Origin of the sequence: Pueribacillus theae (assembly GCF_003097615.1) — a bacterium.
In the GTDB taxonomy this organism is placed as follows: domain Bacteria; phylum Bacillota; class Bacilli; order Bacillales; family UBA6769; genus Pueribacillus; species Pueribacillus theae.
This window is the reverse complement of record NZ_QCZG01000017.1, coordinates 41832-67713: the sequence shown is the minus strand read 5'-3', so window position 1 is coordinate 67713 and position 25882 is coordinate 41832. Positions and strand designations below refer to the sequence as shown.

General features: G+C 39.7%; 24 protein-coding genes. 19 read left to right on the top strand and 5 right to left on the bottom strand.

Annotation, left to right across the window (positions count from 1 at the left end; translation table 11 throughout):
• Positions 1–5 precede the first annotated feature (5 nt).
• Entirely contained in the window at positions 6–824 is an 819-nt protein-coding gene (gene pstB / locus DCC39_RS09700; RefSeq protein WP_116554695.1) for a phosphate ABC transporter ATP-binding protein PstB, read from the top strand.
• A 148-nt stretch (positions 825–972) separates the two neighbouring features.
• Here the strand turns inward: pstB and DCC39_RS09695 are convergent, their stop codons facing one another.
• Positions 973–1890: an NAD(P)/FAD-dependent oxidoreductase gene (locus DCC39_RS09695; protein ID WP_116554694.1), complete on the bottom strand. Its 918-nt coding sequence runs from the start codon at positions 1888–1890 to the stop codon at positions 973–975.
• A 232-nt stretch (positions 1891–2122) separates the two neighbouring features.
• Here DCC39_RS09695 and DCC39_RS09690 point away from each other — a divergent pair, with 232 nt between their 5' ends.
• Entirely contained in the window at positions 2123–3505 is a 1383-nt protein-coding gene (locus tag DCC39_RS09690; RefSeq protein ID WP_240613595.1) for an amidase, read from the top strand.
• A 60-nt stretch (positions 3506–3565) separates the two neighbouring features.
• On the opposite strand, the gene DCC39_RS09685 is transcribed toward DCC39_RS09690, so the two are convergent.
• The 3 genes from DCC39_RS09685 to DCC39_RS09675 form a co-directional block, all read right to left on the bottom strand.
• On the bottom strand, positions 3566–4582 hold the full coding sequence (locus DCC39_RS09685) for a CobW family GTP-binding protein (protein ID WP_116554693.1): 1017 nt from the start codon (positions 4580–4582) through the stop codon (positions 3566–3568).
• A gap of 13 nt (positions 4583–4595) precedes the next feature.
• Positions 4596–4925, bottom strand: coding sequence for a hypothetical protein (locus tag DCC39_RS09680; protein WP_116554692.1), 330 nt, complete (start codon positions 4923–4925; stop codon positions 4596–4598).
• 64 nt (positions 4926–4989) lie between these two features.
• Positions 4990–5874 carry a polysaccharide deacetylase family protein gene (locus tag DCC39_RS09675; RefSeq protein WP_116554691.1) on the bottom strand — a complete coding sequence of 295 codons (885 nt, stop codon included), beginning with the start codon at positions 5872–5874 and terminating at the stop codon, positions 4990–4992.
• Positions 5875–6198: 324 nt separating this feature from the next.
• Here DCC39_RS09675 and DCC39_RS09670 point away from each other — a divergent pair, with 324 nt between their 5' ends.
• The 10 genes from DCC39_RS09670 to DCC39_RS09630 all read left to right on the top strand — a co-directional run bounded on the left by DCC39_RS09670 (position 6199) and on the right by DCC39_RS09630 (position 16845).
• Complete coding sequence (locus tag DCC39_RS09670) at positions 6199–7668, top strand: sigma-54 interaction domain-containing protein (RefSeq protein WP_240613594.1); 1470 nt, start codon at positions 6199–6201, stop codon at positions 7666–7668.
• 301 nt (positions 7669–7969) lie between these two features.
• Positions 7970–8776, top strand: a complete 807-nt coding sequence (locus DCC39_RS09665; protein ID WP_116554689.1) for a carbon-nitrogen hydrolase family protein — start codon at positions 7970–7972, stop codon at positions 8774–8776.
• A 71-nt stretch (positions 8777–8847) separates the two neighbouring features.
• Positions 8848–9600, top strand: coding sequence for a 3-oxoacyl-ACP reductase family protein (locus tag DCC39_RS09660; protein ID WP_116554688.1), 753 nt, complete (start codon positions 8848–8850; stop codon positions 9598–9600).
• Positions 9601–9637: 37 nt separating this feature from the next.
• Positions 9638–11089, top strand: coding sequence for a sodium:solute symporter family protein (locus DCC39_RS09655; RefSeq protein ID WP_165820828.1), 1452 nt, complete (start codon positions 9638–9640; stop codon positions 11087–11089).
• Between the two features lie 12 nt (positions 11090–11101).
• Positions 11102–11278: a hypothetical protein gene (locus DCC39_RS19100; protein WP_165820827.1), complete on the top strand. Its 177-nt coding sequence runs from the start codon at positions 11102–11104 to the stop codon at positions 11276–11278.
• A gap of 55 nt (positions 11279–11333) precedes the next feature.
• Entirely contained in the window at positions 11334–12428 is a 1095-nt protein-coding gene (locus DCC39_RS09650; protein WP_116554686.1) for an NADH:flavin oxidoreductase, read from the top strand.
• A gap of 245 nt (positions 12429–12673) precedes the next feature.
• Positions 12674–13894, top strand: a complete 1221-nt coding sequence (locus DCC39_RS09645) for an IS110 family RNA-guided transposase (RefSeq protein ID WP_165820826.1) — start codon at positions 12674–12676, stop codon at positions 13892–13894.
• 470 nt (positions 13895–14364) lie between these two features.
• Positions 14365–14757: a hypothetical protein gene (locus DCC39_RS19430; RefSeq protein ID WP_240613593.1), complete on the top strand. Its 393-nt coding sequence runs from the start codon at positions 14365–14367 to the stop codon at positions 14755–14757.
• A gap of 300 nt (positions 14758–15057) precedes the next feature.
• Positions 15058–15627: an STM3941 family protein gene (locus DCC39_RS09635; RefSeq protein ID WP_116554684.1), complete on the top strand. Its 570-nt coding sequence runs from the start codon at positions 15058–15060 to the stop codon at positions 15625–15627.
• A gap of 123 nt (positions 15628–15750) precedes the next feature.
• On the top strand, positions 15751–16845 hold the full coding sequence (locus DCC39_RS09630) for a hypothetical protein (RefSeq protein ID WP_116554683.1): 1095 nt from the start codon (positions 15751–15753) through the stop codon (positions 16843–16845).
• A gap of 205 nt (positions 16846–17050) precedes the next feature.
• Here DCC39_RS09630 and DCC39_RS09625 read toward each other — a convergent pair whose 3' ends face one another.
• Entirely contained in the window at positions 17051–17764 is a 714-nt protein-coding gene (locus tag DCC39_RS09625) for a polysaccharide deacetylase family protein (RefSeq protein ID WP_240613592.1), read from the bottom strand.
• Positions 17765–17952: 188 nt separating this feature from the next.
• On the opposite strand from DCC39_RS09625, the gene DCC39_RS09620 reads away from it, so the two are divergent.
• From DCC39_RS09620 to DCC39_RS09590, 7 genes are all read left to right on the top strand, one after another.
• The gene (locus tag DCC39_RS09620) at positions 17953–18171 is read left to right on the top strand and encodes a YjzC family protein (RefSeq protein WP_116554682.1); all 219 of its coding nucleotides are present in this window, start codon (positions 17953–17955) and stop codon (positions 18169–18171) included.
• 71 nt (positions 18172–18242) lie between these two features.
• On the top strand, positions 18243–18740 hold the full coding sequence (locus DCC39_RS09615) for a small multi-drug export protein (RefSeq protein ID WP_116554681.1): 498 nt from the start codon (positions 18243–18245) through the stop codon (positions 18738–18740).
• A 322-nt stretch (positions 18741–19062) separates the two neighbouring features.
• Positions 19063–20025, top strand: coding sequence for a metal ABC transporter solute-binding protein, Zn/Mn family (locus DCC39_RS09610; RefSeq protein ID WP_116554680.1), 963 nt, complete (start codon positions 19063–19065; stop codon positions 20023–20025).
• 1 nt (position 20026) lies between these two features.
• Positions 20027–20755 carry a metal ABC transporter ATP-binding protein gene (locus DCC39_RS09605; protein WP_116554679.1) on the top strand — a complete coding sequence of 243 codons (729 nt, stop codon included), beginning with the start codon at positions 20027–20029 and terminating at the stop codon, positions 20753–20755.
• Positions 20756–20762: 7 nt separating this feature from the next.
• Positions 20763–21689, top strand: a complete 927-nt coding sequence (locus DCC39_RS09600; RefSeq protein ID WP_116554678.1) for a metal ABC transporter permease — start codon at positions 20763–20765, stop codon at positions 21687–21689.
• A 1-nt stretch (position 21690) separates the two neighbouring features.
• Complete coding sequence (locus DCC39_RS09595) at positions 21691–22575, top strand: metal ABC transporter permease (protein WP_116554677.1); 885 nt, start codon at positions 21691–21693, stop codon at positions 22573–22575.
• 446 nt (positions 22576–23021) lie between these two features.
• Entirely contained in the window at positions 23022–25763 is a 2742-nt protein-coding gene (locus DCC39_RS09590; RefSeq protein WP_116554676.1) for a UPF0182 family membrane protein, read from the top strand.
• Positions 25764–25882: the final 119 nt, after the last annotated feature.

Below are 25882 nucleotides of genomic sequence, written 5' to 3'. Positions count from 1 at the left end.
TAAATATGGCTACGATTGAAAAAACAGAAACTTCGGTCCGTGATAGGTTGGGACAAAGTTCTATTCTTGAGGAAGCCGCGCTAGAAACGAAAAATTTAAATGTTTATTATGGAGACAGCCAAGCCATAAAAAATATTTCGCTTCCATTTTACAAAAATCGTGTAACGGCGCTAATCGGTCCTTCCGGTTGCGGAAAGTCTACCTATTTGCGCAGTTTAAATCGCATGAATGATACGATTGATGGTTGCAAAGTAAAAGGAGAAATTCTATACAAAGGCTATGATATTAATCATCCAAAAACGAATGTGTACGATGTTCGAAAAAATATTGGGATGGTTTTTCAGCGGGCAAATCCTTTTCCTAAATCTATTTTTGACAATGTGGCCTACGGTCCGAAGCTTCATGGGATTAAGAAGAAGGGGGAGCTTTTAGAAATTGTCGAAACGAGCTTGAAAAAAGCCGCATTGTGGGATGAAGTCAAAGACCGTTTGCATCACTCTGCCCTCGCATTGTCAGGCGGCCAGCAGCAGCGGTTATGCATCGCAAGGGCCTTGGCGCTTTCTCCGGATGTTTTGCTGTTAGATGAACCTACATCAGCGCTTGACCCGATTTCAACAAGAAAAATGGAGGAGTTGGTGGGTGAGTTAAAAGAAGATTATACGCTCATTATTGTTACTCATAATATGCAGCAAGCAGCCCGGATATCGGATTACACCGCTTTCTTTTATATGGGTGAGTTGATCGAATTTGGCGAAACGATTCAACTGTTCACAAGCCCGAAAGATAAGAAAACAAAAGATTATGTATCAGGTAATTTTGGATAGGATTGAACGAAAAAAGCATAAAAAGAAAGAACGGGCAAACCCGGCTTTCTCTTATGCTTATTCCTTTTAAAGATAAGTATAAATTGGCAATTCGCCAATTTATACCAATCACCTCTCACCCAAGAAAAACACGCCAGTGTTTTTCTTACTACATAGAAGCCCAATCTTCCATGGCCAATTCATGGTTGATAGCAACGCCAACTTCATATCCTTCGGCAGCTGAACCGATTAAGCCGGTAAACATGTTTTTGGCGTCGCCGATGACGTACAGCCCTTCAACATTTGTAAGCCCATGATCTCCTGTTTCGTAGCCGCCCCATTTATTCAAGGTGACACCTAAATTTTCCGGAATACAGAATGCTTGTTTTTCCCCGGTTTCCGCCAGAAATCCGCCTGTTCGATGGAAAGTTCGCCCATCAATTGTTACAATGGCTTCCAATTGGCCGTCTCGTGATTGAAGTTGTTTGATGGGAGTTTCTACGATAGGAATGCTGCGTCTTTTAAGCGCTTGCTTTAATTCGTTATTATTTTCTTCCGCTCCATTTGTAAAAACTATCATCTCTTTGCTTATGTTGTAAATTAACTTTGTGAAATCTTCCAGCTTTTCACCACTTCCGAACACAGCTAACGGCTCGTCTTTTCGTTCCCATCCATCGCAATAAGGGCAATGAAAAACAGAAGTTCCGTATACCTCGCGCAACCCTTGTATGTCCGGTAAATCATCGACGACACCGGTAGCAACAACCACTTTTTTGCTATAAAAAACAGCGCCTGTTTTTGTCGTAACGATAAATGTGTTGTTTTGTTTTTTTAAACCTACCACTTCGTCCTTTATCATCGTCGTGTTATCGTATTTCTCAAGATCAAGCATGCTCCTGTTTTTTAATTCTTTAGGATTGATTCCGTCTCTTGAAAGAAAGCCATGTGTTTCATTGACGACAGCATTGCGTGGATGATCAGCGTCAATGACAGTTACGTTCCGGCGGGAACGTCCTAAAACTAGGGCAGCGCTTAAACCACCAGGGCCACCCCCAATGATGACGACGTCAAGAAGTGTTTCATTCATAACTTTTCCTCACCTTCTAAGAGTTAAAGCAGAAAAAATAATCTCCATCGCTAGTTTTTATCATAAAGGCCTATTTTAATCCTTTTCCCTTTAAAGTTGTTCCCTAGTCTTGCTGAGCCACCCATGTTGGCACTTAATTATGAAGTCATATGAGCTAAGTTTCTTTGATCTTCTATAGAATTCGTATACTATAATCACAAAGGATCACTTTGTTCTGGAGGAGAGATGTTGATTGGACTTTTTAATGTTAGCCAAATCGATACGTCAAAAGAAAATATCACCCGTCGAAGTCGTACAAAATGCGTTACATACGATCAAAAAAGAAAACCCGATTTACAATGCTTTCATTACAATATGTGAAGAAGAAGCGTTAGCGGCGGCTTTGGTTGCGGAAGAAGAAATCACAAAAGGCAAAGTGAGAGGACCGCTTCACGGCATTCCTGTCGCAATAAAGGATCTCATTTATACGAAAGGCATCCGCACTACGATGGGGTCTAAGCTTTATGAAGATTTTGTTCCCGATTATGATGCGACTGTCGTCCAAAAGTTAAAAGAGGCTGGAGCGATTATCATTGGAAAAGCGAACACTCACGAATTTGCCTATGGCCCAATTGGGGATCGTTCCTACTTTGGCCCTTGCCGAAATCCGTATGATCCTGAAAAAATAACCGGGGGATCTAGCAGTGGTTCTGCTGCGGCTGTTGCTGCGAATATGGTTTGTGCTGCTTTAGGAACCGATACAGGCGGCTCTGTGCGAATTCCTTCTTCTGCTTGCGGTGTAGTTGGGATGAAGCCGACCTTCGGATTAATTAGCAAATATGGCATTTATCCCCTTGCTTATACACTTGATCATCCTGGTCCCATGACGAAAACGGTGAAAGAGAATGCCGTGCTGTTAACATTATTGGCTGGATATGATGAACGTGATCCTTATTCGATTCAAAGCCAAAAGGAGGACTATACCCGCCTGCTTGAGGAAAATATTGCTGGCAAAGTAATTGGGCTTCCTTCGTTTTATTTTCAAAATATCGAGAAAGAAGTAGCGGAAGCTGTGGACAGAGCAATCAATGTTTTTGAAGGCCTTGGAGTAGAGATTAGGGAGGTAGAGCTTCAAGGAATCGAAGGCGTTGTCACATCGCAGGCTGTTACGATCCAAGCGGAAGCTTATGCCGTGCATGAAAGAAATATCGAAGAACGCGGGCAAGATTATGATCCTGAAGTGTACGAAAGGTTGTTGGCAAGCAAGGAAGTAAGGGGCTATGAATACGTGATAGCCCAGCAAAAAAGGCAAAAACTAATCAATATGTATAATAACGTTTTCAATGAAGTCGATGTTTTGTTAACGCCGACGATTCCGATTTTGCCAACGGATATTAATCAAAGGGAGGTCAACATCGGCGGTTATCATGAACACGTTCGGCATGCATTGCTTCGGCTCACTTCCCCGACAGACTATACAGGAAATCCGGGACTGTCTGTTCCTTGTGGATTTTCAAAAAGCGGTCTACCGATAGGATTCCAGTTGATTGGAAAACATAGGGAGGAAGCGAAGCTTATCAATTTGGCTATGCTTATGAGCAATCTACCTAGAACCATTGAAAAAGATTATATATAAATGGCCCCCAATTGCTAGGTATATCTAACAATTGGGGGCCATTCATTGTTGATCCGTTTGCTATAAAGAAGAGTTGACTTCTAGAAGTTCTGCTTCTGTCCCTAAAAAACGCTGAAACGTTTTTAAAGAGGTTGAGACAGCATCTGGTTCAATGGAGCGTAATATAAAAATCAAATGGGATAATCGTTCTTCATCCGGCCATTCTTTTAAATGGTCAGGTGGATGAATAATATGCTGCACACCGTTCAAGACAATTGGTCCCTTCTCACCGACATCTAGCAAGCCTTTTACCCGTAATACGTTTTCGCCATTAGCATGCAGCAACATGCTTAACCATAGCCCAAAGGCCGTCCAGTTCAAAGGGTTGCTGAAGGTAAATGAAATGGATTGAATGTTGCTATTATTGTCAGAAACGATAGGTTTGTTTACATTTTTTATATGATCAAGATAATCAGTTGATGTGTTGCCTTCGATAATTTTCGGATTTGCGTTACCATGTATCACTTCAATAAATTCTGCAGAAGGATTAAATTCCTTCAATCTATTTTTTAATTCGTTTAATTGTCCAGCCTTCGCAATGTCGGTTTTTGTGAGCACAATCTTGTCTGCAACTGTTACTTGTTTAATCAGTTCTGGACTATTTTTTATTTGGAGTAGACCGTTTTCAGCATCTACTGTTGTAATGACACAATCAATATAGAAATGATGTTGAAGAATTGGGTTTGTAGCGATCGTGAATAGAATCGGTGCGGGATCAGCCAGCCCTGTCGTCTCGATGATGACACGATTCAATTTTTGCTTATGATCTTTCTCGTCCATATATAGGAGAGATTTCAGTTCTTGTTCAAGGTCTTCCCTTGAGTTGCAGCAAATACAGCCACCGCTTAATAAAATCGTTTTTTCATCGGCTTTTCGAAGCAAATGGTGATCGAGCCCCACTTTTCCAAATTCGTTCACGATTACGCCAGTACTTTCCGAAAGCTCAGGAGCTTTTAAAATGTTTTGCAATAGTGTTGTTTTGCCGCTTCCTAAGCATCCGGTAACAATTGTAATTGGTTTTTTATTTTCCCGGCTCATGTTCATTCATCCTTTAGCTAACCGTACTTAATTTTTCAAGCAATTGCGGATCGAGAGGATCGATGGGGCGTTTGAGCATGTTTTCAGCTGTTGCCCAAAGACTTCCCAAGTCATGTACAACTTTCGATGTACCTTTCCGATCTCTAAGAATATATTTGCTGCCTTGCCAATCTTCTAATTTAAGGCCATAGTGGTTAAATATTTGGTTGCATAAGTTCACACGTTCGATTCTTGTCCGTTGCCTGTCTCTTTGTTTCTCTCCAACGCGTACGGTATCTGAATCGTCAGAAGTTTGATCTGTCCAATGAACTTGCATAATAAACTCTCCACAAAGCACACACATACTAGTCCTCCTCGTATCATTAAAAAAAGTGACAACCGCTCCGTAAGAAGCGGCTGTTTTTTTTCTACTTTTCAAATGGGTTTCTTTTTGCAAAATCGTCTGCAATTTCATCAAAAGTTGCCCACTTTACACCTTCATGGGAGTTAATATGTTCAATGATGCGCTCATGCATTTTTAGCACTTGCGGCCTGCCGCTGACATCAGGATGAATCGTCATTGTAAATACTGCATAATCCATATTTTCGTATACCCAATCAAACTGGTCAATCCACATTTGTTCAATGTCGCGGGGGTTTACAAACCCATGGCTGTTTGGCGACCCTTTAATAAACATCATCGGAGGGAGATCGTCCAAATACCAGTTGGCTGGGATTTCAATCAAACTTGTTTTTTCTCCTCGAACGAGTGGCTTCATCCAATCTTTTGCTGTTTTTGAGTAGTCAATTTTTGTCCAGCTGTCGCCTACCCTTACATAATATGGTGTAAAGTCATCGTGCATTAAGCTATGATCATATTTAATTCCATGCTTATGAAGCAATTCGTTTGTTACGTTTGAGAATTCCCACCAAGGGGCAACATAACCTGTTGGTCGTTTGCCTGATAATTTTTCAAGTAGTTCTATTGATTTGAGAAGAACGTCTTCCTCTTGTTGAGGAGTCATCGCAATTGGATTCTCGTGAGAATAACCATGTGCACCGACTTCATGGCCGGCGTCAACAACCGCTTTCATTTGTTCAGGAAACGTTTCGATCGAATGTCCAGGAATAAACCAAGTTGTTTTTAAATTGTACTTTTCAAATAGTTTTAATAAACGAGGTGCACCAACCTCACCAGCAAATAAACCTCTTGAAATATCGTCCGGAGAATCTTCTCCACCGTAAGAACCTAACCAACCGGCAACAGCATCGACATCAACGCCGTAAGCTACAAAAATTTCTTTTTTAGCCATTGAACTCTCTCCTTTTTACTTTTTTCACCAAAATTATAAATGCAAGAAATATGCCAAATTCTAAAAGGCCGTCTTGTTATGACTTGGTTAAATTATTTTATCCAAAATGAATTGGTTTATCCCGGTGCAACCGTCCGTAAGACCCCTACTGATGGAAGTCTCGCTTTATAAGAAGATTTCTTAGCAGGGCATGCACAAATGCATAATATGTATGCAAATCGGAATAAGATTTAAATTGTATCAAATGTTTGCCCGTGTTAAAATTGTAAAAAATTCAGTGGGCTATTTCAAGTTTCTTGCTTGAAAATGGAGAGGATGATTCGATTGTCTCAAAAAAAGAAAACAAATAATTTAGATAATAAGTATATCGTACGAGAGCATAGCGAATCGTACGATAACCAATTGGACACCTATAAAGAATTAAGTATGGATTTAAAAGCCATTTTTGACTCTTCATATGATGTGATTTATGTAGCCGACAATAAAGGCAGAACGCTCAGAGTTAGCTCAGCGTGTAAACGTTTATGGGGCAAAGATGCAGATGAGCTTGTTGGCAAAAATGTTTCTGACTTAGAAAAAGAAGGAATATATAGCCCGTCAATTACAAGGCTAGTGCTTGAACGTAAGGAGAAGGTATCCACAATCCAAACAACAAAAACAGGGAAAAGGTTAATGGTGGTCGGCACACCAATTAAAGATAATGAAGGAAATGTGATTCGTGTTGTTAATGCCTCACGGGATATAACCGAGGTTAGTCAATTACAGGCTGAGTTAGCGGAATTGAGGAGACTCTCAGAAGGATACAAGCAAGAGTTAATGGCTTTACGGGAAAAGAAAAAAGCAGAACATCAAATCATTTACAAAAGTGAAGAAATGAAAAAAGCAATTGATCTTGCCCAACGCGTTGCATCTGTAGATTCAACCGTTTTAATTTTAGGAGAATCCGGAGTTGGAAAAGAAGTTGTCGCCAACTTTATTCATGAAATGAGCGCAAGAAAGGAAAAGCCTTTTATCAAGATTAATTGTGGGGCAATTCCAGAAAGCTTGCTCGAATCTGAGCTATTTGGATATGACAAGGGTGCTTTTACTGGTGCAAAGAAAGAAGGAAAGATGGGTCTATTTGAACTTGCTAATGAAGGTACGCTATTTTTAGACGAGATTGCCGAAATGCCTTTTTCTCTACAGGTTAAATTGTTAAGAGTTTTACAAGAAAATGAAATTATGCGCGTCGGAAGTACAAAAACGATTAAAGTCAATATTCGAATTATAGCCGCGACAAACCGTGATTTAAATAAAGAAATAAAAAATGGCCGTTTTCGCGAAGATTTATATTATCGTCTAAATGTCGTGCCAATTCATATCCGTCCACTAAGGGAAAGGCGCCAGGATATTTTGCCGCTGCTCATGCATTTCATCGAGTATTATAATCAAAAATATGATAAAACAAAGACATTGTCACCAAAGGCTTTAGATTCATTGCAACAATACGATTGGCCTGGAAATGTCAGAGAACTGCAAAACATTGTTGAACGACTGATTGTGATATCTGATGAAACTGAAATTTCCACGAGATATTTATCGGAAATGATTGATACACCTCAAACCAGTCATAAACAAAAGGTAGAGGTGCATGACATTTTGCCATTAAAAGAGTGCTTAGATTTAGCTGAAAAACAATTACTTTCATTAGCCAAAAAACGTTATCAATCAACAACATCAATCGCAAATGTATTGAAGGTAAACCAGTCTACGATTAGTCGAAAGCTTCAAAAAATGAATAAAGAAACGTCTTAATAGGTCTTCCCTTGTGGAAGGCTTTTTCTTTGTTCTACTGTAAGAAAGCATAACTTTCGTAGTTATTTAAGTCTTTGTCGGTTCACAGTATAAGGGCAACTAAGCCTTTGTCTGCGCCCTAAAGGCTTGCCAGTTGGCAAGTTTTCTTTAAAAAAAGAGATATGCAGATTTGCATAGGTGAATGCCCCATCAATTTTTCTTTTAATGGAAAGACCACACTTAAACCTAGTTTTAATTTTTGGCATGAATGTTGCAATGTACTGTTTCTGTTACCGGCATCAAGAAAGGAGGAGTATCGTTCATGGATCAAAGTTTTATTCGTGTCGCAGCAGTTCAAATGGATTGTTTACTCGGTAATAAGCAGAAAAACCTTGAAAGAGCTTATGCTCTCATTAAAAAAGCCGTTAGACAAGGGGCACAATTTATTGTCGTTCCTGAACTATTTAATACTGCCTATCGGGTAGAGGATGATGATGTAGAGTTAGCTGAAGCGATTCCTGGGACAACAACGGATTGGATGGTTGAAACGGCAAAGGAATTTAACATCGTTTTGGTAGGCTGCATTTTAGAACAAGGTGAAAGTCGGGGGATTGTATACGATACAAGTTTGTTAGTCACCCACGAAGGAATCAAAGGGAAATACAGGAAAACAAGCCTATGGGATCAAGAAAAAGTAAGATTTGCTATAGGTGATGATTTTCCAGTTGTAGATCTTGGGTGGGGAAAAGTCGGTATGCAAATCTGTTATGAAATCGGTTTCCCTGAGGGGGCAAGAATATTAGCTTTAAAAGGTGCAGATATTCTTGTTTATCCATCTGCCTTTGGGAAGGCGAGATTCTATGCATGGGACTTGGCGACGCGCTCAAGAGCACTTGAAAATGGTTGTTTTTTAATTGCCTCTAACCGTGTCGGAACAGAAAAAGGTGAAACAACGTTTGCAGGGCGCAGCCGAATTACAAACCCAAAAGGTGAGATTCTGTCGGAAGCAGGAGAAGATAATGAAGTTATTTTAGCTGATATTGATTTGAAGGAGGTGGCTAAGCAAAGGAGAGAAATTCCTTACCTTAGAGACTTAAATAAAAAATTGGTTTTTGGGCATTTTAACTAGGTAAAGTATTTGAACATCATCCAATTGACATTAATTTTTTTAAATCTTAAATAGGAGGACGAATTACGGTTATGAAACTTAAAAACAAGAAAGCATTGGTTACGGGATCAGCAAGTGGGATTGGAAGAGCAATTGCTTTAGCTTATGCAAAAGAAGGCGCAGATTTGGCGCTTAACTATTTTGACCGTAAAGAAGACGCGCAACAGTTAAAGGAGTTAATTGACAAAGAATACGGTGTGAAAACATTCTTAGTCGAAGCGAATATTAGCGATGAAAGTCAAGTTCAGAAGATGGTGGATAAAACGATTGAAGAACTTGGTTCGATTGATATTTTAGTAAACGCCGCAGGCATTCTTACGCAGGTTCCAATGGAAAAAATGGACATAAACGTTTGGGATCAAATGATTAACATCAATTTAAGAGGGACGTTTTTATGTACGAGGTTTGTTTTGCCGCACATGATCGAAAAAAGAAATGGGAGAATCATTAGTATTGCTTCCCAATTAGCTCAAATAGGCGGCGTGGAATTGACTCACTATTGTGCTGCCAAAGCAGGAATTATTGGTATGACTAAATCATTAGCAAGAGAAGTAGGCGAATTTGGAATTACTGTTAACTGTATTGCACCTGGTACGATCGAAACAGATTTAATCAAAGGATTAGATGAAAACTGGAAACAACAAAAACAGAAGGAGCTTGTTATATCGAGATTTGGCAAGCCGGAAGAAGTTGCTCCAAGTGCCGTATTCTTAGCTTCTGATCCAGATGGAAACCTTTACACTGGACAAACTTTAGGACCAAACATGGGGGACGTCATGCTATAAAATCTAATAAAAAATAGAAAAAGGAAGGATGAAGTACATGGAGTTATTTCCGGCCTCTTGGGCTTGGTGGATTATTATTGTTAGCGGATTATTAATGTTTGGAAGTTCTTGGTGGATTTATAAACGATCGAAAGTAAATGATGCCGAAACATTTATGGTTGCAAGCCGTGGGGTAAAATGGGGATTGATTGCCGCCTCTGTTGCTGCTACTGAATTGTGGGCAGGTTCGCTGTTGGCTTCAGCTGAAGGAGCTTACACATGGGGGGTATCCGGATTATGGATGTACTGGCTGCCCACGCCAATAAGCTTTACGATCTTTGCTTTTATTGCGGCTCGAGTTAGAAAATTGACGCCAAACGGAGTGACAATCGGTTCCTTTGCAAAGATGAGATTTGGAAAAGCAGGCCATATTATTTTTACGTTAATCGCTTTGTGGATTATGGCTCTCTTTACGATGCTCCAAATTATAGGAGGAGCTGCGTTTTTCAGCAGCATGTTTGACGTCAGCTATACAATGATTTCCATTGTTTTAGCGGCAATCTTTTTAGGCTTTTATTTAATTGCAGGCTTGTGGTCCTCTCTTGTAACGAGCTTTATTCAGTATTTTATAGTCGTTATCATTTTACTTGGTATTGTTCCAATTGTGTTTTTCCAACTCGGTGGGCCAGGGGAAATTTATGATATGGCGATGGCTAACTTAAGCAGCCAGCCGGAGAAACTAGACCTCTTTAGGATGGATGCAATTACAGGCTACTTTTTAGTACAATTCTTTTCGTTTGGTGCGATTGCCACACTTTCCAACTATGCTTGGCAAAGGGCTTTTGCAGTGGAGGAAGGCGGGGTAAAGAAAGCAATGATTTGGGGAGGCTGGAGCTGGGCGCCTCTTGCTATGGTCAGCTCTCTTGTTGGATTTGTAGGGTTAGCAATTGGGCTTAATTTAGAATTTGCTACAGATGTATTTCCAAGAGTGATTGCGGATGTCCTAACAACGCCGTTTACTGTTTTCTTAGCCATTGCCGTTCTTTTTGCGATATACTCAACAGGTTCTGCTTACTTAGGTGGTATGAGTTCACTAGTTACAAGTGATGTTTATGAGGAATATTTCAATAAAAAGGCAACGAAAGAACAATCATTAAAATTTATTCGAATTTCATCGATTGTCATAGCGATTCTCGTTACGATTGCTACAATCTTACTTCAGAAGGTATCTCTGCTTACAGCAACATTAACAGTAGGCGCATTTGTAGGAGCCCCATTTTTTCCTATCGTGTTGGGACTTTGGTGGAAAAAGACGAGTGCAGCAGCTGTTGTTATTGCGATTAGCACTTCAGTCATATTGGTTTCGATCTTTTTATTGACGAATATTATTCCGCAATGGATTGCATATTTAATTTGTATTTTAACTTCATTAGTGTTAACTGTTGTTATTTCACTGATTAAACCTGACAATTTTGATTTTTCCAAGCTTAAGAACGAAAATATTGCTTAAAAGGAGGAGGTAATGATGAGGGAACTTTTTATTTTCTTTAGTTACTTCGCATTTACTGCCTTAGCTTTTACTTGTGGTGTCATTACGTATCAAATTATACGGTACGGGATTGGAAAAACGAGCAGCGCAAACGAACCTGAGATTGAAGGCAATGCCGGGAATGTAAAAACCGAAGACAATAGAAATTAATTAAATTACAAAAAGATTACATTGTAAGAATATTTTTAGAAAGGGATCATTTATTATGACTAACGCAAAAGTATTATTTGAATCTGTAAAGTTAGGTAGCATAACATTGGGTAATCGAGTTGGCCTAGCTCCGATGACACGTGTCAGTGCTTCACCTGAAGGGTTGGCAACAGAACAGATGGTTTCTTATTATACAAAATTTGCCCGGGGCGGGTTTGGCCTCATTATTACAGAAGGTGTTTATCCTGATGATAAATATAGCCAAGGATATTTGAACCAGCCTGGTATCATGAATGATGAACAAGTGAAGGCTTGGAAAAAAGTAACGGATGCTGTCCATAAAGAAGACAGTAAAATCGTTATTCAGCTCATGCATGCTGGGGCTCTTTCGCAGGGGAATCGCTTTAAAGAGAGCACACTTGGTCCTTCTGCAGTTCAACCAAAGGGAGAGCAATTGGAAATGTACTTTGGTAAAGGCGCATTTCCAGTTCCAAAAGAAGCAACAAAAGAGGAAATCACGGAAGTAACTGAAGGCTTTGTTAATGCAGCAAAACGGGCGAAAGAAGCTGGCTTTGACGGGATTGAAATTCACGGCGCCAACGGATATATCCTAGATCAATTTCTAACCGATTATATGAATCAACGCACAGATGAATATGGCGGCTCAACTGAAAATCGCGTCCGTCTATTAGTCGAAGTGTGTAAAGCTGTCCGGGACGCGGTTGGCAAGAATTTTACAGTCGGCATACGCATTTCACAAGGAAAGGTAAATGACCATACTCATAAGTGGGCGAATAAAGAAAAAGATGCCGAAATTATTTTTGGCCAATTGGGACAAGCTGGGATCGATTTTATTCATGTTACTGAATACGAAGCATGGCAGCCTGCTTTCGGTGATGAAGGGGATAGCCTTGCCAAATTAGCTAAAAAATACGGCAAAGTCCCTGTTATTGCAAATGGATATCTTCATGATCCAAATAAAGCGAAAGAGATCGTTGAAAAGGGAGAGGCTGATGTCATAACACTCGGTCGTGGAGCCCTTGCAAATGGTGATTGGGTAAATAAAGTGAAAAACGGTGAAACATTGGAAGAATTTATTCCTGAAAAATTATTAAGCCCTAATGCAAAAATTAAAGATTTTGAAGTATAAAAACATACTAACATTAGTAGCACAGACCAAGGCCAAGGTCTGTGCTACTATTTTTATATAGTAGAAGTGAAGAAAGGTCGAACAGCCCCTGGGACCGATAAGAGAGTCCGTATTAAAAACCGACCAACTTCACACCCTTATATGAATCAGTTTAGTATGTTGGGTCCAAGAGATCGTGTATAAGAAAATGGAATCGATAAGGCACTGTGAAGGCTTCTATGATTGGCTATGAAGGAGAAAAGAAGATGAAACATGTTGTGGCATTTGATGTCAGTATGGGGAAAAGTACAATGGTGATTTACGACCGATATGGTCAATGCGAATTTGAAGGAGAAATTGAACATACATATCCAGCGTTCAAGACGTTAAATGAAACGCTCCAATCATTAACAGTTCAAGATGGCCAAGCACCCGAAATCGTATTTGAAGCAACTGGTATTTATTCTAAAGCGTTAGAACGGTTTTTCCAAAAAGAAGGCTATGCCTATTGTCGAATCAATCCATTAGAGGCCAACCTTCAAATGGCTTCGATGCGAAGACAAAAAACAGATAAAAGTGATGCACATGAGTTGGCAAAATCTCATTTCCGAGTGGACCGTGAAAAGACATATCAGGAAGATGATTATTATCATCAAATGCGGGCCTTAACCCGCTACTATGATGAATTAGATCATGAAATCACGCACCTCTTTAATCGAATGCATGCCATTTTACAACTTAGTTTTCCTGAACTAGAGCGACTATTCTGTACTCGCTCCGCCCTTTTCTTGAATATTGTTCAATTATATCCTCATCCAGATGAAGTATTAGCTTGTTCAAAAACGGTTATTCGAAATCGTTTAAAAGCGAACACAAGAAAAAATTTATCATTAGCACGCGCGGAAGAAAAAGGGATGGCCTTACTCGAAGCTGCAAAAGACTCTTATCCAGCGATTTCAAAGGATGATGTACGCTGTGAGCAAGTACGTGACTTTGCCAATCGGATCGCCAGTTTAAAGGAGAAAAAGGAACAACTTGTGCAACAAATGGTTGAGTTATCGGAAGAACGTACGGAGTATCAAATACTTATCTCGTTTCCTGGAATTGGAGAAACAACAGCCGTTCGTTTGATTGGAGAGATAGGAGATATTCGTCGATTTAAAAACCATAAGCAATTAAATGCATATGTTGGAATTGATATTATGCGCTATCAATCAGGCAACACATTTTACAAAGACAAAATCAATAAGCGAGGAAATAACAGGTTACGCAAGATATTATTTTATATGGTTCAAACGATGATTACCCTTCGTAAAAAGACACAAAATCACATCGTAGATTATTATGACAAATTAAAAACGCAACCTCAGAGAAAACCTCATAAAGTTGCGTCCATCGCTTGTGTGAATAAGTTCCTGAAAGTAGCATTTCATCTTATTACACACAACATCACCTACGATTACGAAACAGCATTCACCTGCTCGTAAAAGGTAGCTTTACTATACCACAATTGGCCTTGCGGAAAAAATGAAAATCGTAAGGTTTATTTGACATACTTAAATTTTGATTAGGGGGCTAGCCCTCCTAATCAAAATCAATTCATTCCTTCAAAAAACCCTTGACTAGAGGTAAGAGAGGGGCTGTCTAAAAAGTCCCTAAAATAAATCAGGTGGAGAGAAACGTTTTGTTTTTCTCCACCTGATTTTGTGTTTTTATGACAGCAGGTGAATGCCTGCCACAGATTATTTCTTGAATTACGTACCACATTACTAGTGCTTTTAGATGGGAATTATCGATTCAATGAATATATGAATCATCATGACACATTAAAACTATCACATAGAGCAACACACATAGACCAACAGCTCTCATCCAACAAACAACGTTAGAAGGATTACGTGAACTTGTTTGTGATTGGATTCGAGAACAGGAGCAACAAGAGAAGCAATTACATAAAGTGCTGAAAACAAGGTGGACCCTAGATAAAAGTCATATTGATAATCCGCAATTAGGAAATGACTCAGCGCGTGGGACCATCGCATCTGACTTCGAAAGGGCAGAGCGTGATATGCTTAAACAGGAGCATGTGAAGTTACCAGAGCAAGTCCAAGAAATGATCGATGCCATTGATAGTGAACAAGATCGACTCCAGGAAAAAATCGAGAGTGGAAGACTACAAAAACAATCAATAATGGATATGTTTGCGACATCGCTTCCACTTACTTTTCAGAGCACATATTTACGAGTTTATTTACAACAAACTAAGGGGTCGCTTTCAAAAACTTCATCGACTGGATCCATTGGATTTAAAGATTCTGTTCTTAGGTTATTTGGATTGGACAAAGAATAAAGGGGTTGTTTAGGACTCATGTTGAAAAGTATATTAGGAGACACGATAGGATCTATGTTTGGGTATACTTTTAGTACGGTCATTGTTGGTCTACTAATCAAGTTTTTTACCAAAGAGTCTTTTTGGCATAGACTTTCATGTAGGGCCAAGATTTGCTGCGTATGCCAGTGCATATGACATTGACGAATCTAAGATCGAAAGGTATGAATAGTAAGAGTTTAGGGAATGGGTGTTCGTATAGAGAGTATTGATGCTATTTTTTCATTGTCATGAAAAAATAGTTTGAAGGAGGAATCTTAGATGGGTGAAGCAAATCGAACACAAGTCAGTAAAGACAGTATGATTGTTTACCCAGGGAAAGGGAGAATGTTGTTACTTTCTATCCTATCTCTAGCATTTGTTGCTGCATCAATATGGGCAGCATTAAATCGGGAATCTATTTTAGAAGAAGCACAAGGCATCACATCAGTAACCGCTCCAATTTTACCTGTAGTGGTCGCGGTAAGTATCCCGTTCTTTAGCCTTTGTACGGTGTATTTATTGTATCGTTTTGTAAAACCAAAGCCATCGCTGCGTATTGATAAAGATGGGATTGATGAAAATGCTTCTTTTGTTGGTGTAGGCCAGATCCATTGGGATGAAATTGAACGGATTGTGATGTATTCGATGATGGGCCAAAAAATGATTGGCATCATTCCAAAAGATTTTGAGCCCTTCCTAGAGCGACAAAGTGGTGTGAAGCGTGCCCTTTTAAGTATGAACAAGAAAAAAGAGATTCCGATCAGTATCCCGCAAAATGCAAGTGATGTTCCGTTAGAGGCCGTGTTGGAATTTGTTGAGCAGTTTATTGATCAAGAAAAAATCGGGTAGGCACATTCATTTGTGTAATGTGGTCCCTTTATTGGGTGAGCGGGTAGATATCTTTCCTCTCCCATCTCCATTTTTGAAATGACTTTTTGTTTTTTTATGACATATCGATATTGAGGTGTGGCTGTGAGAAACGTTGATTTTTTTTCTGATAAAAGTGAGAAGAAGGAAAAATATCGATCAAGTTTAGGCCTTTATCTCTTAGGTGGATTGTTTGTTTATCTTTATAGCATTCCAAATATCTTTTTTGTGTACTTTAATGATATATGGCGTTTGTTTGCGGTTTTACTCTGTTTAAGTTATTTTGTGATGAGCGCAGTTGCTTCATATATTGTTGTATACAGCCGCCCAAATTATGAGCCACTCGAGACAAACCTGTTTTTTTTCACGGTTTGTTCATGGTCAATGGTTGCGATTAATTTATATGGAATACAGGCATTAGTGGATCAGCCATTTTATCAAGAACTTTATATCAATCTTCTATGGACCCAATTGTTATTAATTTTATTCTCATGGATCAAGTGGATCCCAGTTCGTACACGAGAAAGGATAGCCCGTATAGTAACCATTATCCTTGGCGCATTTATTATCTTTCATATGTTGGGGATTTTTGCTTCCACCCAAGGCAAGGGGATTTATGCATTTTTGTTTGGGAAAGAAGTAGCGGTAGCCCTCATATGGCCAGGCCTTGCCCTATTTTTCTCTGGATTTTGGACACGTGTGATCATGGGCGGGTGCATAGACTTAGATATTACGCCAGAAGAGCGGGCCCGAAGGAGGGCAGAAGAGAAAGCACGCGAAGAGGCGAAGATGAGAAAACCTTCAGAAGAAATGCTGTCAAGTGGACGTTACTTGGAGTATGGCGAGTTGGATTATTACATTTCAGAGGGAATATGCAGTTACCGGGAAAAAGGATCAAAGACATTTGAAGATGTAGAGTTTTTATATGTAGAGAACGGTGTCCGATATTTTAATCGCTTGGATTGGAGTCCACCAAAAGAAATGATTTTGTACAAAGAGAACGGGCAATGGTATTGTCAAACAACTGGGCAAGAACCTGAACGAGTGTTGTTGCCAGAGCATCTAGAAGAGGAAAAGCAAGAATTTGAAATCGATAAACGTGAATATTTGGAACAAGCGATTGAATACAGACGTATGGTCCCATACTTTGTAGAGATTCCAAGTGATATTGATGCATCTAAGATTGACAGGTATGAATAAAGCCGATTTCGCAATACTTCAAACCCGGATCTGCCGTACATCATCTGTTTAGTATAATAAGATACCGGATCAAAAAATTGATCCGGCTTTTTTAAAAAAAAGTATAAATTTGCTCTACCACTAATTTAGATCAATCTGGTTTTGACCTCTGAACAAGGACGTGCAGCGTCTATATTTAACCATTGTTCCAGCGTCGTCTAGAAATCTACATCGCCCACAATTCTGGAATCGTAACAAACTCATATCCCTTTTTTCTTAAATAGGGGATGACCTCATCTAACGCTTCTGCTGTTCCTGATAAATCTTGTGTCCAATGCCCGGCGCTATGCATGAGAATGATGGCCCCTGGATGTATGTCATTTAAAATGTTTTGTTTAATCTCTTTTGAAGAGAGGCTTTTCCAATCTTCTGTGTCAATCGACCAGCCTACACCACGGTAGCCCATTTTGCTCAATTCATCAACTAAATCATCGTCTAGCGCTCCGTACGGGGCACGGAATAGCTGGGTTTTGAAATTAGTTATAGATTGAATGGCCTCTTCGTTTTTTTTGACTTCCCATTTCATATTTTTTACACTTGTTTTCGTCAGTTCTGGATGCCAATACGTATGGTTTCCAATCACATGGCCTTCATTTTGGATTCTTTTCGCGACGTCCGGGTATTTTTCGACACGGGTCCCAAGTAAGAAGAACGTTCCTTTCACATGGTGTTTGTTTAAAACATCAAGAATTTGTGGAGTAAAGCGTCTGTCAGGCCCATCGTCAAAGGTTAGCGCAATCACTTTTTGATTTGTATTTGCTTTGTAAATCATTTTATCTGGATGTTTTGATTGCAATGGGTATGCTGTGGATGCATCTATTGATGGGAGTGCACTAAAATAGCATAAAATGAAAACAAGGGAAGCCACAATTTTTTTCAAAATTACTCACCTTCTTTCTTGTGTCATATGTTAGTTTGTGTAGTATAATCCAATGTATACGACTAGAAAAGGAGCCCGAACCAAACTTTTTGTAAAAAAGTTCTACAATTTATTGGCAAATGTGAACCTGTTTTTGTTATAATTGATCTATATGTTTTGCAATACACGTAGAAGTGAGGTAATTTTTAATGAGTAAATTCGTTAAATCAGGTGACACAGCACCAGTTGCTGGCACTTATGTAGAGGTAGGACACGGCGGCGGCAAGGTAAAGGGCGGCCAGCGTGTTGAGGTGGGACAAGGCGAAACATTGCCTGAGCTCAAGCCTTATACAGTAACAATTAACCATAGCGGCGAAGAAAAAGAGAAGGAACGCCAACATATGTGGCTGTTGGAAAAGAAAAATTAATCATGAACTAGAAAAGGTACTATGAGTTCTTTGAATTCTTAGTACCTTTTTGTTGTCGGGGGGGAAACAGTTTGACAATTTATCTTGCGTATTTTTTTGTTTTTCTATTTGCGGCAACGCCATTTTTTGAGGTGGCTGGAATTATTCCAATCGGTGTAGCAGCGGGCTTGAATGCTTTTCCTGTAACAGTTCTTGCTTTCGTCGGAAATATGCTTACCGTTTTGCTTGTCATCCTCTTAATGGATAAAATTAAGATTTGGCTTGAAAAAAGGCAGGAAAAAAAGAAAGGAAAATCAAAAAAGCGGGAAGAAAGAGCTGCCCGCATTTGGAAACGTTTTGGGTTGCCTGGGCTTGCGCTTATTTCGCCCATTTTGATTGGAAGCCACTTAGGTTCGGTGCTTGCGATGGGTTTCGGCGGAACAAAGAAGCAAATTACAACGTGGATGATGATCAGTATTTTTGCTTGGTCTGTTGTAATGGGGATTGTCTCATTTTATGGAATTGATTTTCTTTTTAGCCAAACCGGAAGCGAAGGCTTGCTCATCGATTTTTTGAAAAATAAAGAATAACACATTGTCTGGCAGGACTGTACTTTAGTGAAGAGAGTCTCACTGAAGTTCAGTTCTGTTTTTTAATTTTTTATAGAACCAATAACTTAAAAAGGAAAATTTAGTTTACAAATAGGTGGATGATGTATATAATGAGATAGAAAAGTTTCCCTAATGCAACTTTATGGCTTGGCAACAAAACATTTTCCTCCGGTTAATTTGTGTGTGAATTGTTCCTCAAAAAAGTAGACATTCATTCAAATATATAGCGGGAAATAAAGGGGAAAAATACTCGCTTGATTATAGATGGAATATAAATTTTTAATGGGAGAGGATTGGCTTTATGAGAAGTTTTTTGAAACTACTGACAGTGTCATTTCTAGCAGTCATTGTATTAGCCGCATGTTCTGATGGAAGTAAAAAAACAACCTCGGCAGAGAATGAAGACGATCAAAAGAGTGGAGGCAAAATCAAGATTGTAACGACAATAGCCCAGATTGCAGAACCGATATCTATTATTGGCGGTGAACATGTAGAAGTACAAAGCTTAATGGGGCCAGGCGTTGATCCGCACTTATACAAAGCAACGCAAGGAGATATAAAAAAGTTAGAAAGCAGTGATATCGTTTTATATAGCGGTTTGAATTTGGAAGGTAATATGACCGAAGCTTTTGATAAAATCAGCAAGAAAAAGCCGGTATTAGCCATTTCGGAATCGATTCCTAAAGACAAACTTCTGAATGATGAAGAAGGTGCTGTCGATCCGCACGTATGGTTTGATATTGAACTTTGGAAAATATCTCTTCAAGCTGCGACAGAAGAGTTAAAAAAGTTCTCACCCGAACATGCAGAAGAATTTGAGGCGAATAAAGAAAAATACTTTAACGAACTTGATGAACTTTTAAAAGAATCGAAGTCAAAACTTACGGAAATTCCGAAAGAAAAACGGGTGCTTGTAACAGCACATGATGCATTCGGTTATTTTGGCCGTGCGTACGAAGTTGAAGTCGTGGGGCTGCAAGGACTAAGTACAGAAGATGAAATTGGAATCTCGGACATTGATGATACAATTGATATTTTGATGAAGTATAAGATTCCTGCTGTCTTTGTAGAGAGCAGCATTAATCAAAGTTCAATCAAGGCGGTCATTGAAGGAGCGGAGAAAAAAGGGCTTGACGTAAAATTGGGGGGAGAATTATTTTCAGACGCAATGGGAGACGCAGGAACTGAAGAAGGTACATATATTGGAATGTACCGCCACAATGTAGAAACCATTTTTGCCGCTTTAAATAGAGAGGGGGAATAAGATGTCAATTTTAAAGGTGGAAAATCTTTCTGCATCGTATCGTAAGAACAAAGTTCTTTATGACGTTAATTTCGAGATTCAACCTGGCACTTTGACTGGTATTGTTGGGCCAAATGGCGCCGGAAAATCTACTTTACTGAAAGTTATGCTTGAATTGCATCCGAAGTTATCCGGGTCAGTTTCATTTTTTGGCTCCACCCTTTCAAAGGAGAAAACGAGAGTCGGTTATGTCCCACAAAGGGGAACTGTAGACTGGGATTTTCCTACAAATGCCCTTGATGTCGTTTTGATGGGGCTTTATGGAAAAATAGGCTGGTTCAAGCTGCCATCACGCCAAGACAAAGAACGTGCCCTCGAGTCACTGTCGAAAATGGGGATGGCGGATTACGCCCATCGACAAATTAGCCAGCTATCCGGCGGGCAACAGCAACGTGTATTTTTAGCACGTGCCCTTGTGCAAGATGCAGATTTATATTTTATGGATGAACCTCTTGTTGGTGTGGATGCAGCAACAGAAACAGCGATCATGACGACATTAAAACAATTAAAGAAGATGGGGAAAACTGTCATGGTTGTGCATCATGATTTGCTAACTGTAGAAGATTATTTTGATCATGTCATGTTGCTTAATCGAACAATTATTAAGCATGGAAAGACAGATGAGGTATTCACAAAAGAGAATGTACAGCTTGCCTACGGCGGGGCGCTCCGTTGGATGAAGGAGGCGTAACCATATTATGTTAGACACATTTTTGTCTCCTAATGCACAGTGGGTTCTATTTAGCACACTAATATTGGGAGTGGCATCCGGTATGATTGGCACCCTTGCTTATTGGAAGCGACAGAGTTTGATGAGTGACGCCCTTTCTCATGCGGCTTTACCAGGAGTCGTCATAGCTTTCGCTTTGTTGGGGACCAAAAATTTACCATTTATGGTATTAGGTGCTGCAGTTAGTTCGTTTATTGGAGCCTGGTTTATTCAATTGATTCGGTCTTCCAGCCGAATAAAGGAAGATACAGCAATGGGGATCATATTATCTGTGTTTTTTGGATTCGGTATTATGCTGCTGACAATGGTGAGCCGCACAGGAGGAGGAAATCAAGCAGGATTAGATAATTTTATCTTCGGCCAGGCAGCTTCTATGGTGCGTACAGATGTTTACACGATGCTGTCTGTTGCATTGGTTATCATTTTGATTGTCGTTGTGGTTTTTAAGGAATGGAAGTTGTTCCTATTTGATGCTAATTTTGCAAAGGGACTTGGGCTCTCCAGCCGTCTTATGAATGGTGTTTACTTGGCAATGCTTGTCTTGGTTATCGTTATCGGGATTCAAGCGGTTGGCGTTATTCTCATGGCAGCTTTGCTGATTATCCCAGCAGTCAGTGCGCACTATTGGACCAATTCTTTCAAGATGATGATGATATTGTCAGCAGTCATTGGAGGAGCTTCAGGTATGTTTGGTACACTCATTAGTACAATGGGGAAAGGTTGGCCTACTGGGCCATTTATTGTAATCGCATCCTCTTCTATATTTATCATTTCATTTTTACTAGGCGCTCAAAAAGGGTTATTGATTCGAGCCCTTCAATTGCGTAATCAAAGAAGACATCACACTCACGCTCGTTCCTCGCAAATGTCATATATTGTGAAGGAGGAGAAATAAAATGAGCTATGAAGGGTGGATTTTGCTAACTGCTTCGCTAGTTGGGCTCTCTTGTGGATTAATTGGTGTTTTTCTCATTTTACGGCGTATGGCAATGATGGCTGATGCGATCAGCCATACGGTGTTACTGGGAATCGTTACTGCATACTTAATTACGCATGAACTAAGTGGCGTCTACATGTTGATTGGCGCCATTGTTGCGGGGTTATTGACAGCAGTACTTGTCCAATGGCTTCATACGCTAGGGGTTCAACAAGACGCCTCAATTGGCGTTGTCTTTACAACACTTTTTGCCATTGGAGTTATCTTGATTGCGACGAAGGCAGGCAATGTGCATCTTGATGTCCAACATGCGTTAATGGGGGAAATTACCTTTGTCCCTTGGAATACGATAGATCTTCCATTGATAGGTGAAATCCCTCAAGCGACATTTATTTTATTGTTTGTTTTGGCAGTTGTATTGATTGCGATCCTTGCTTTTTATAAAGAGTGGAAAATCACCACTTTCGATGCTGCGCTTGCAGCCAGTCTCGGAATCCCGGTCGTATTCTTGCATTATGTATTTATGACACTCGTTTCGGTTACGACAGTTGCGTCATTTGATGCTGTTGGCGCAATCATGGTAGTGGCGATGCTCATTACCCCTGCGGCGTCGGCATATTTATGGACTGACCGTTTATCAATTATGTTAATTCTTAGTGCCGGTATAGGTGTTGTTTCAGCCATTAGCGGTTATTATATCGCTACTTGGCTTGATACTTCCATTTCTGGGTCAATGGCATTTGCAACGGGAGTCATGTTCCTTATCAGTTTTATTGGTTCACCAAAGCACGGCATTGTCTCTCGTTTCATACGTCCGTATACAATAGCTTCCACACAAGATTGACCATAGAAGGAGAATTCAACATTTGTTATTAAGTTAAAAAAATAATATAGATTGACAGTGCTGGGGAAAATTAAGCGTGTTCCCCGGCACTTTTCTTTTGAAAAAATTCGCCGAAACAAACGAATTTTAAGGAGCAGTCTTTTGAGTACACAAACCAACTGTGAATTAAAATTCTTTTATTCCATATATAGATTCACAAAGATAGAAAGCTTAATTAGGAAATAATTCAAAAGGCTTATAGGATAATTTTAAAAAAATAGCTTATAGAGATGCCTTTTCATCCAAATTAGTGTTAATCTTATGGTGATAAGCAATTTGTTAGAAATGTAATTTGATCAAGTTGTCTGAATACGAATAGAAGGAAAGAGGCAGCTTTAAAAGTTATTGTTCTGAAAGAGAGGGGTTTTTATTTGAAGTCGGGGGATAACAGGGGGAAAGTTATAAATATGCGCTTTCCTCAAAATACACGAAAATTCATTTCAATTGGCAGGACGATTGGAATTTTAATCATTCTTCTCCTATTGATCAGTATTGTCGCCAATTGGTGGGCAAATTATGTATGGCAGGAAGAAGTTGGTTTTAGCAGCGTATTTGTCACCATGTTTTTGACAAAAATAGGACTGGGGATAGCTGGCTTCCTGTTGTTTTTTATAAGCGCGATGGTTCTATTTTTTAATATTCGTGCCACTTTTATAAAAGAACTTCCAACAGAAAACAGATCATTCATCATCGCAAATCGTAAACTATTTGCATGGTTGAATATCGGCGTTTCTTTTTTGATTGGGTTGTTTGGTTCTTTGCTTGTCAGGGGGATCGGCTGGGAACGGACACTCGGCTATCTTAACCAAGAAGCATTCGGAGTAACGGATCCGTATTTTGGCCGGGATATCTCCTTTTTTGTTTATACGCTGCCAATGTGGAATTTCATCATTGGTGTATTGCTCGTTATGCTAGGAGCCATCTTAGTCATTAAACTTAGCTTCTATTCCATTTATGAATTGATTAAGCATTCACAACGTGCCCAGCGTCATTTTCTAAGCAGTGTTTTATTGTTTGGCATTGTCGTTGCACTCAAATACTTGCTTGCCCCTTATGAAAGGGCATTGTCTAACAGCGTTAATTTGTTCCAAGATTCTGTCGTCGTTGGCGTAAGTTTCACTGATAAATATGTAAATATTCCTTTTGACTATATAATGGCGGGCGTCACATTACTGGCAACTGTACTGTTTGTTCTTGCTATTTTGCGCCGGAAAGTTTCTTTTGTTAAATTAGCGGTTCCGCTTTTTGTCGGCGCATTCATTTTAGGTAATGCTGCATCGCTTGTCGTCCAAAGTTTTATCGTTTCGCCCAATGAACTTGCGAAGGAAGAACCGTTTCTTGCCAATAACATTGATTTGACACGCAAGGCGTATGAGCTAGACAAAATTAAAACAGAAGATATGGAGATTAATGACTCGTTAACGCAGGAAATGTTAGAACGAAATGAAGATACGATAAAAAATATTCGGATTAACGATACAAGGCCTTTAAAAGAAGTATATAACCAACTCCAAACGTTCCGCCCGTATTATGATTTTGTGGATATTGATATTGATCGCTATAAAATAGACGGCCAATATCAACAGGTGTTTATTTCGACGAGGGAACTGACCCAGAAAAACTTGCCTGATCGGGCACAAACGTGGGTGAACCGAAACCTTAGGTATACACATGGATACGGCGCGGCCATCAGCAATGTAAATGCCATTACCTCTGAAGGGCAGCCCGAATATATTGTAAAAGATTTGCCGCCCAAAGGATCAATTGAAATCACCCGCCCACAAATTTATTTTGGGGAAAATGACTATAATTCAGTCATCGTAAATTCCAAAGTAAATGAATTTGATTTTCCAGATAATGAAGACTCAGCCTCAAACCGGTATGAGGCTGACAGCGGGATTCAGTTGAATGGATTAAATCGATTATTATTTGCTTGGAATGAAAAAGCATACCGCTATATTATTTCCAAACAAGTAACGAGTGAAAGCAGACTGTTGCAGACACGCAATATTTACGACCGCGTCCATCGAATTGCGCCGTTTTTGGAGATCGAACCAGATGCCTATCCTGTCGTAAGGGATGACGGGACAATGGTTTGGATGATGGATGCCTTTACCAAGTCCGATCGGTACCCGTATTCGGATCATAATGGCCATTCGTTTAATTACATTCGAAATCCAATAAAAATTACGGTCGACGCGTATACAGGGGAAGTGGTCTTTTATTTAATTGATCCAGAAGAACCTATTGCTAAAACTTATAACAAGATGTTCCCTGATTTATTTACAACTGAAGTGCCGAAGGACATTCAAGAACATTTCCGCTACCCGGTAAAACTATTCGAAACGCAATCCGATCTTTACCGTGCATACCATATGACGAATCTCGAATTGTTTTATAACCGGGAAGACTACTGGCAGTTTCCAACAGAAAAATATTATGGGGAAGACATTTCGATGGAGCCGTATTATGTTACGATGAAAATGGATGATGCTGATCAGGAAGAATTCATTTTAATGACCCCTTTTACCCCAAATAAGAAGCAAAACATGTCAGCTTGGATGGGTGTTAGAAACGACGGGGAACACTACGGAGAAATGTTTGTATATACATTTTCGAAACAGCGGAACATTTACGGCCCGCAGCAAATTGAGAACCGGATAAACCAAAATGATACAATCTCTCAAGAATTAAACCTTTGGTCCCAAGGCGGTTCTAAAGTGATCCGAGGAAATTTGCTTGTCATTCCGATTGAAGATACGCTAATGTACGTTGAGCCGATGTACATCGAATCGAATAATGAGACGGCATTGCCTGAAGTGAAGCGGATTATCGTTTCCTATCAAGATTATATTGTGATGGAGCCGACGCTTGATAAAGCGCTGGAGCGTCTGATGGGATTAATTGGAGATAACGTGCCGCCGAACGAAGCCGAGGAGCAGCCGGATGAAGAAGCGCCAACACCGCCACAATCATTGACGCCAGACGGTTTGTTAAATGAAATTCAAGCTGCTTTTGAGGATTACCGGAAGGCGAATCAAGCAGGTAACTACGCTGAAGCAGGCCAAGCGCTTCAAAAAATGGAAGAACTGCTTGAACAATGGCGAGCGAAGCGTGATTCAAAAGGAAAGGAATCAAACGGGGATTGAAAACAGCAAAGGCGAGAAAAAGACGATGATCCAGCTTAAAGCTGAATGCATCGTCTTTTTTAAAAGAAGAATAGAAATTTGCCACTTTCGCAAATGTACCCAATCTGGTCTCTGGCCTC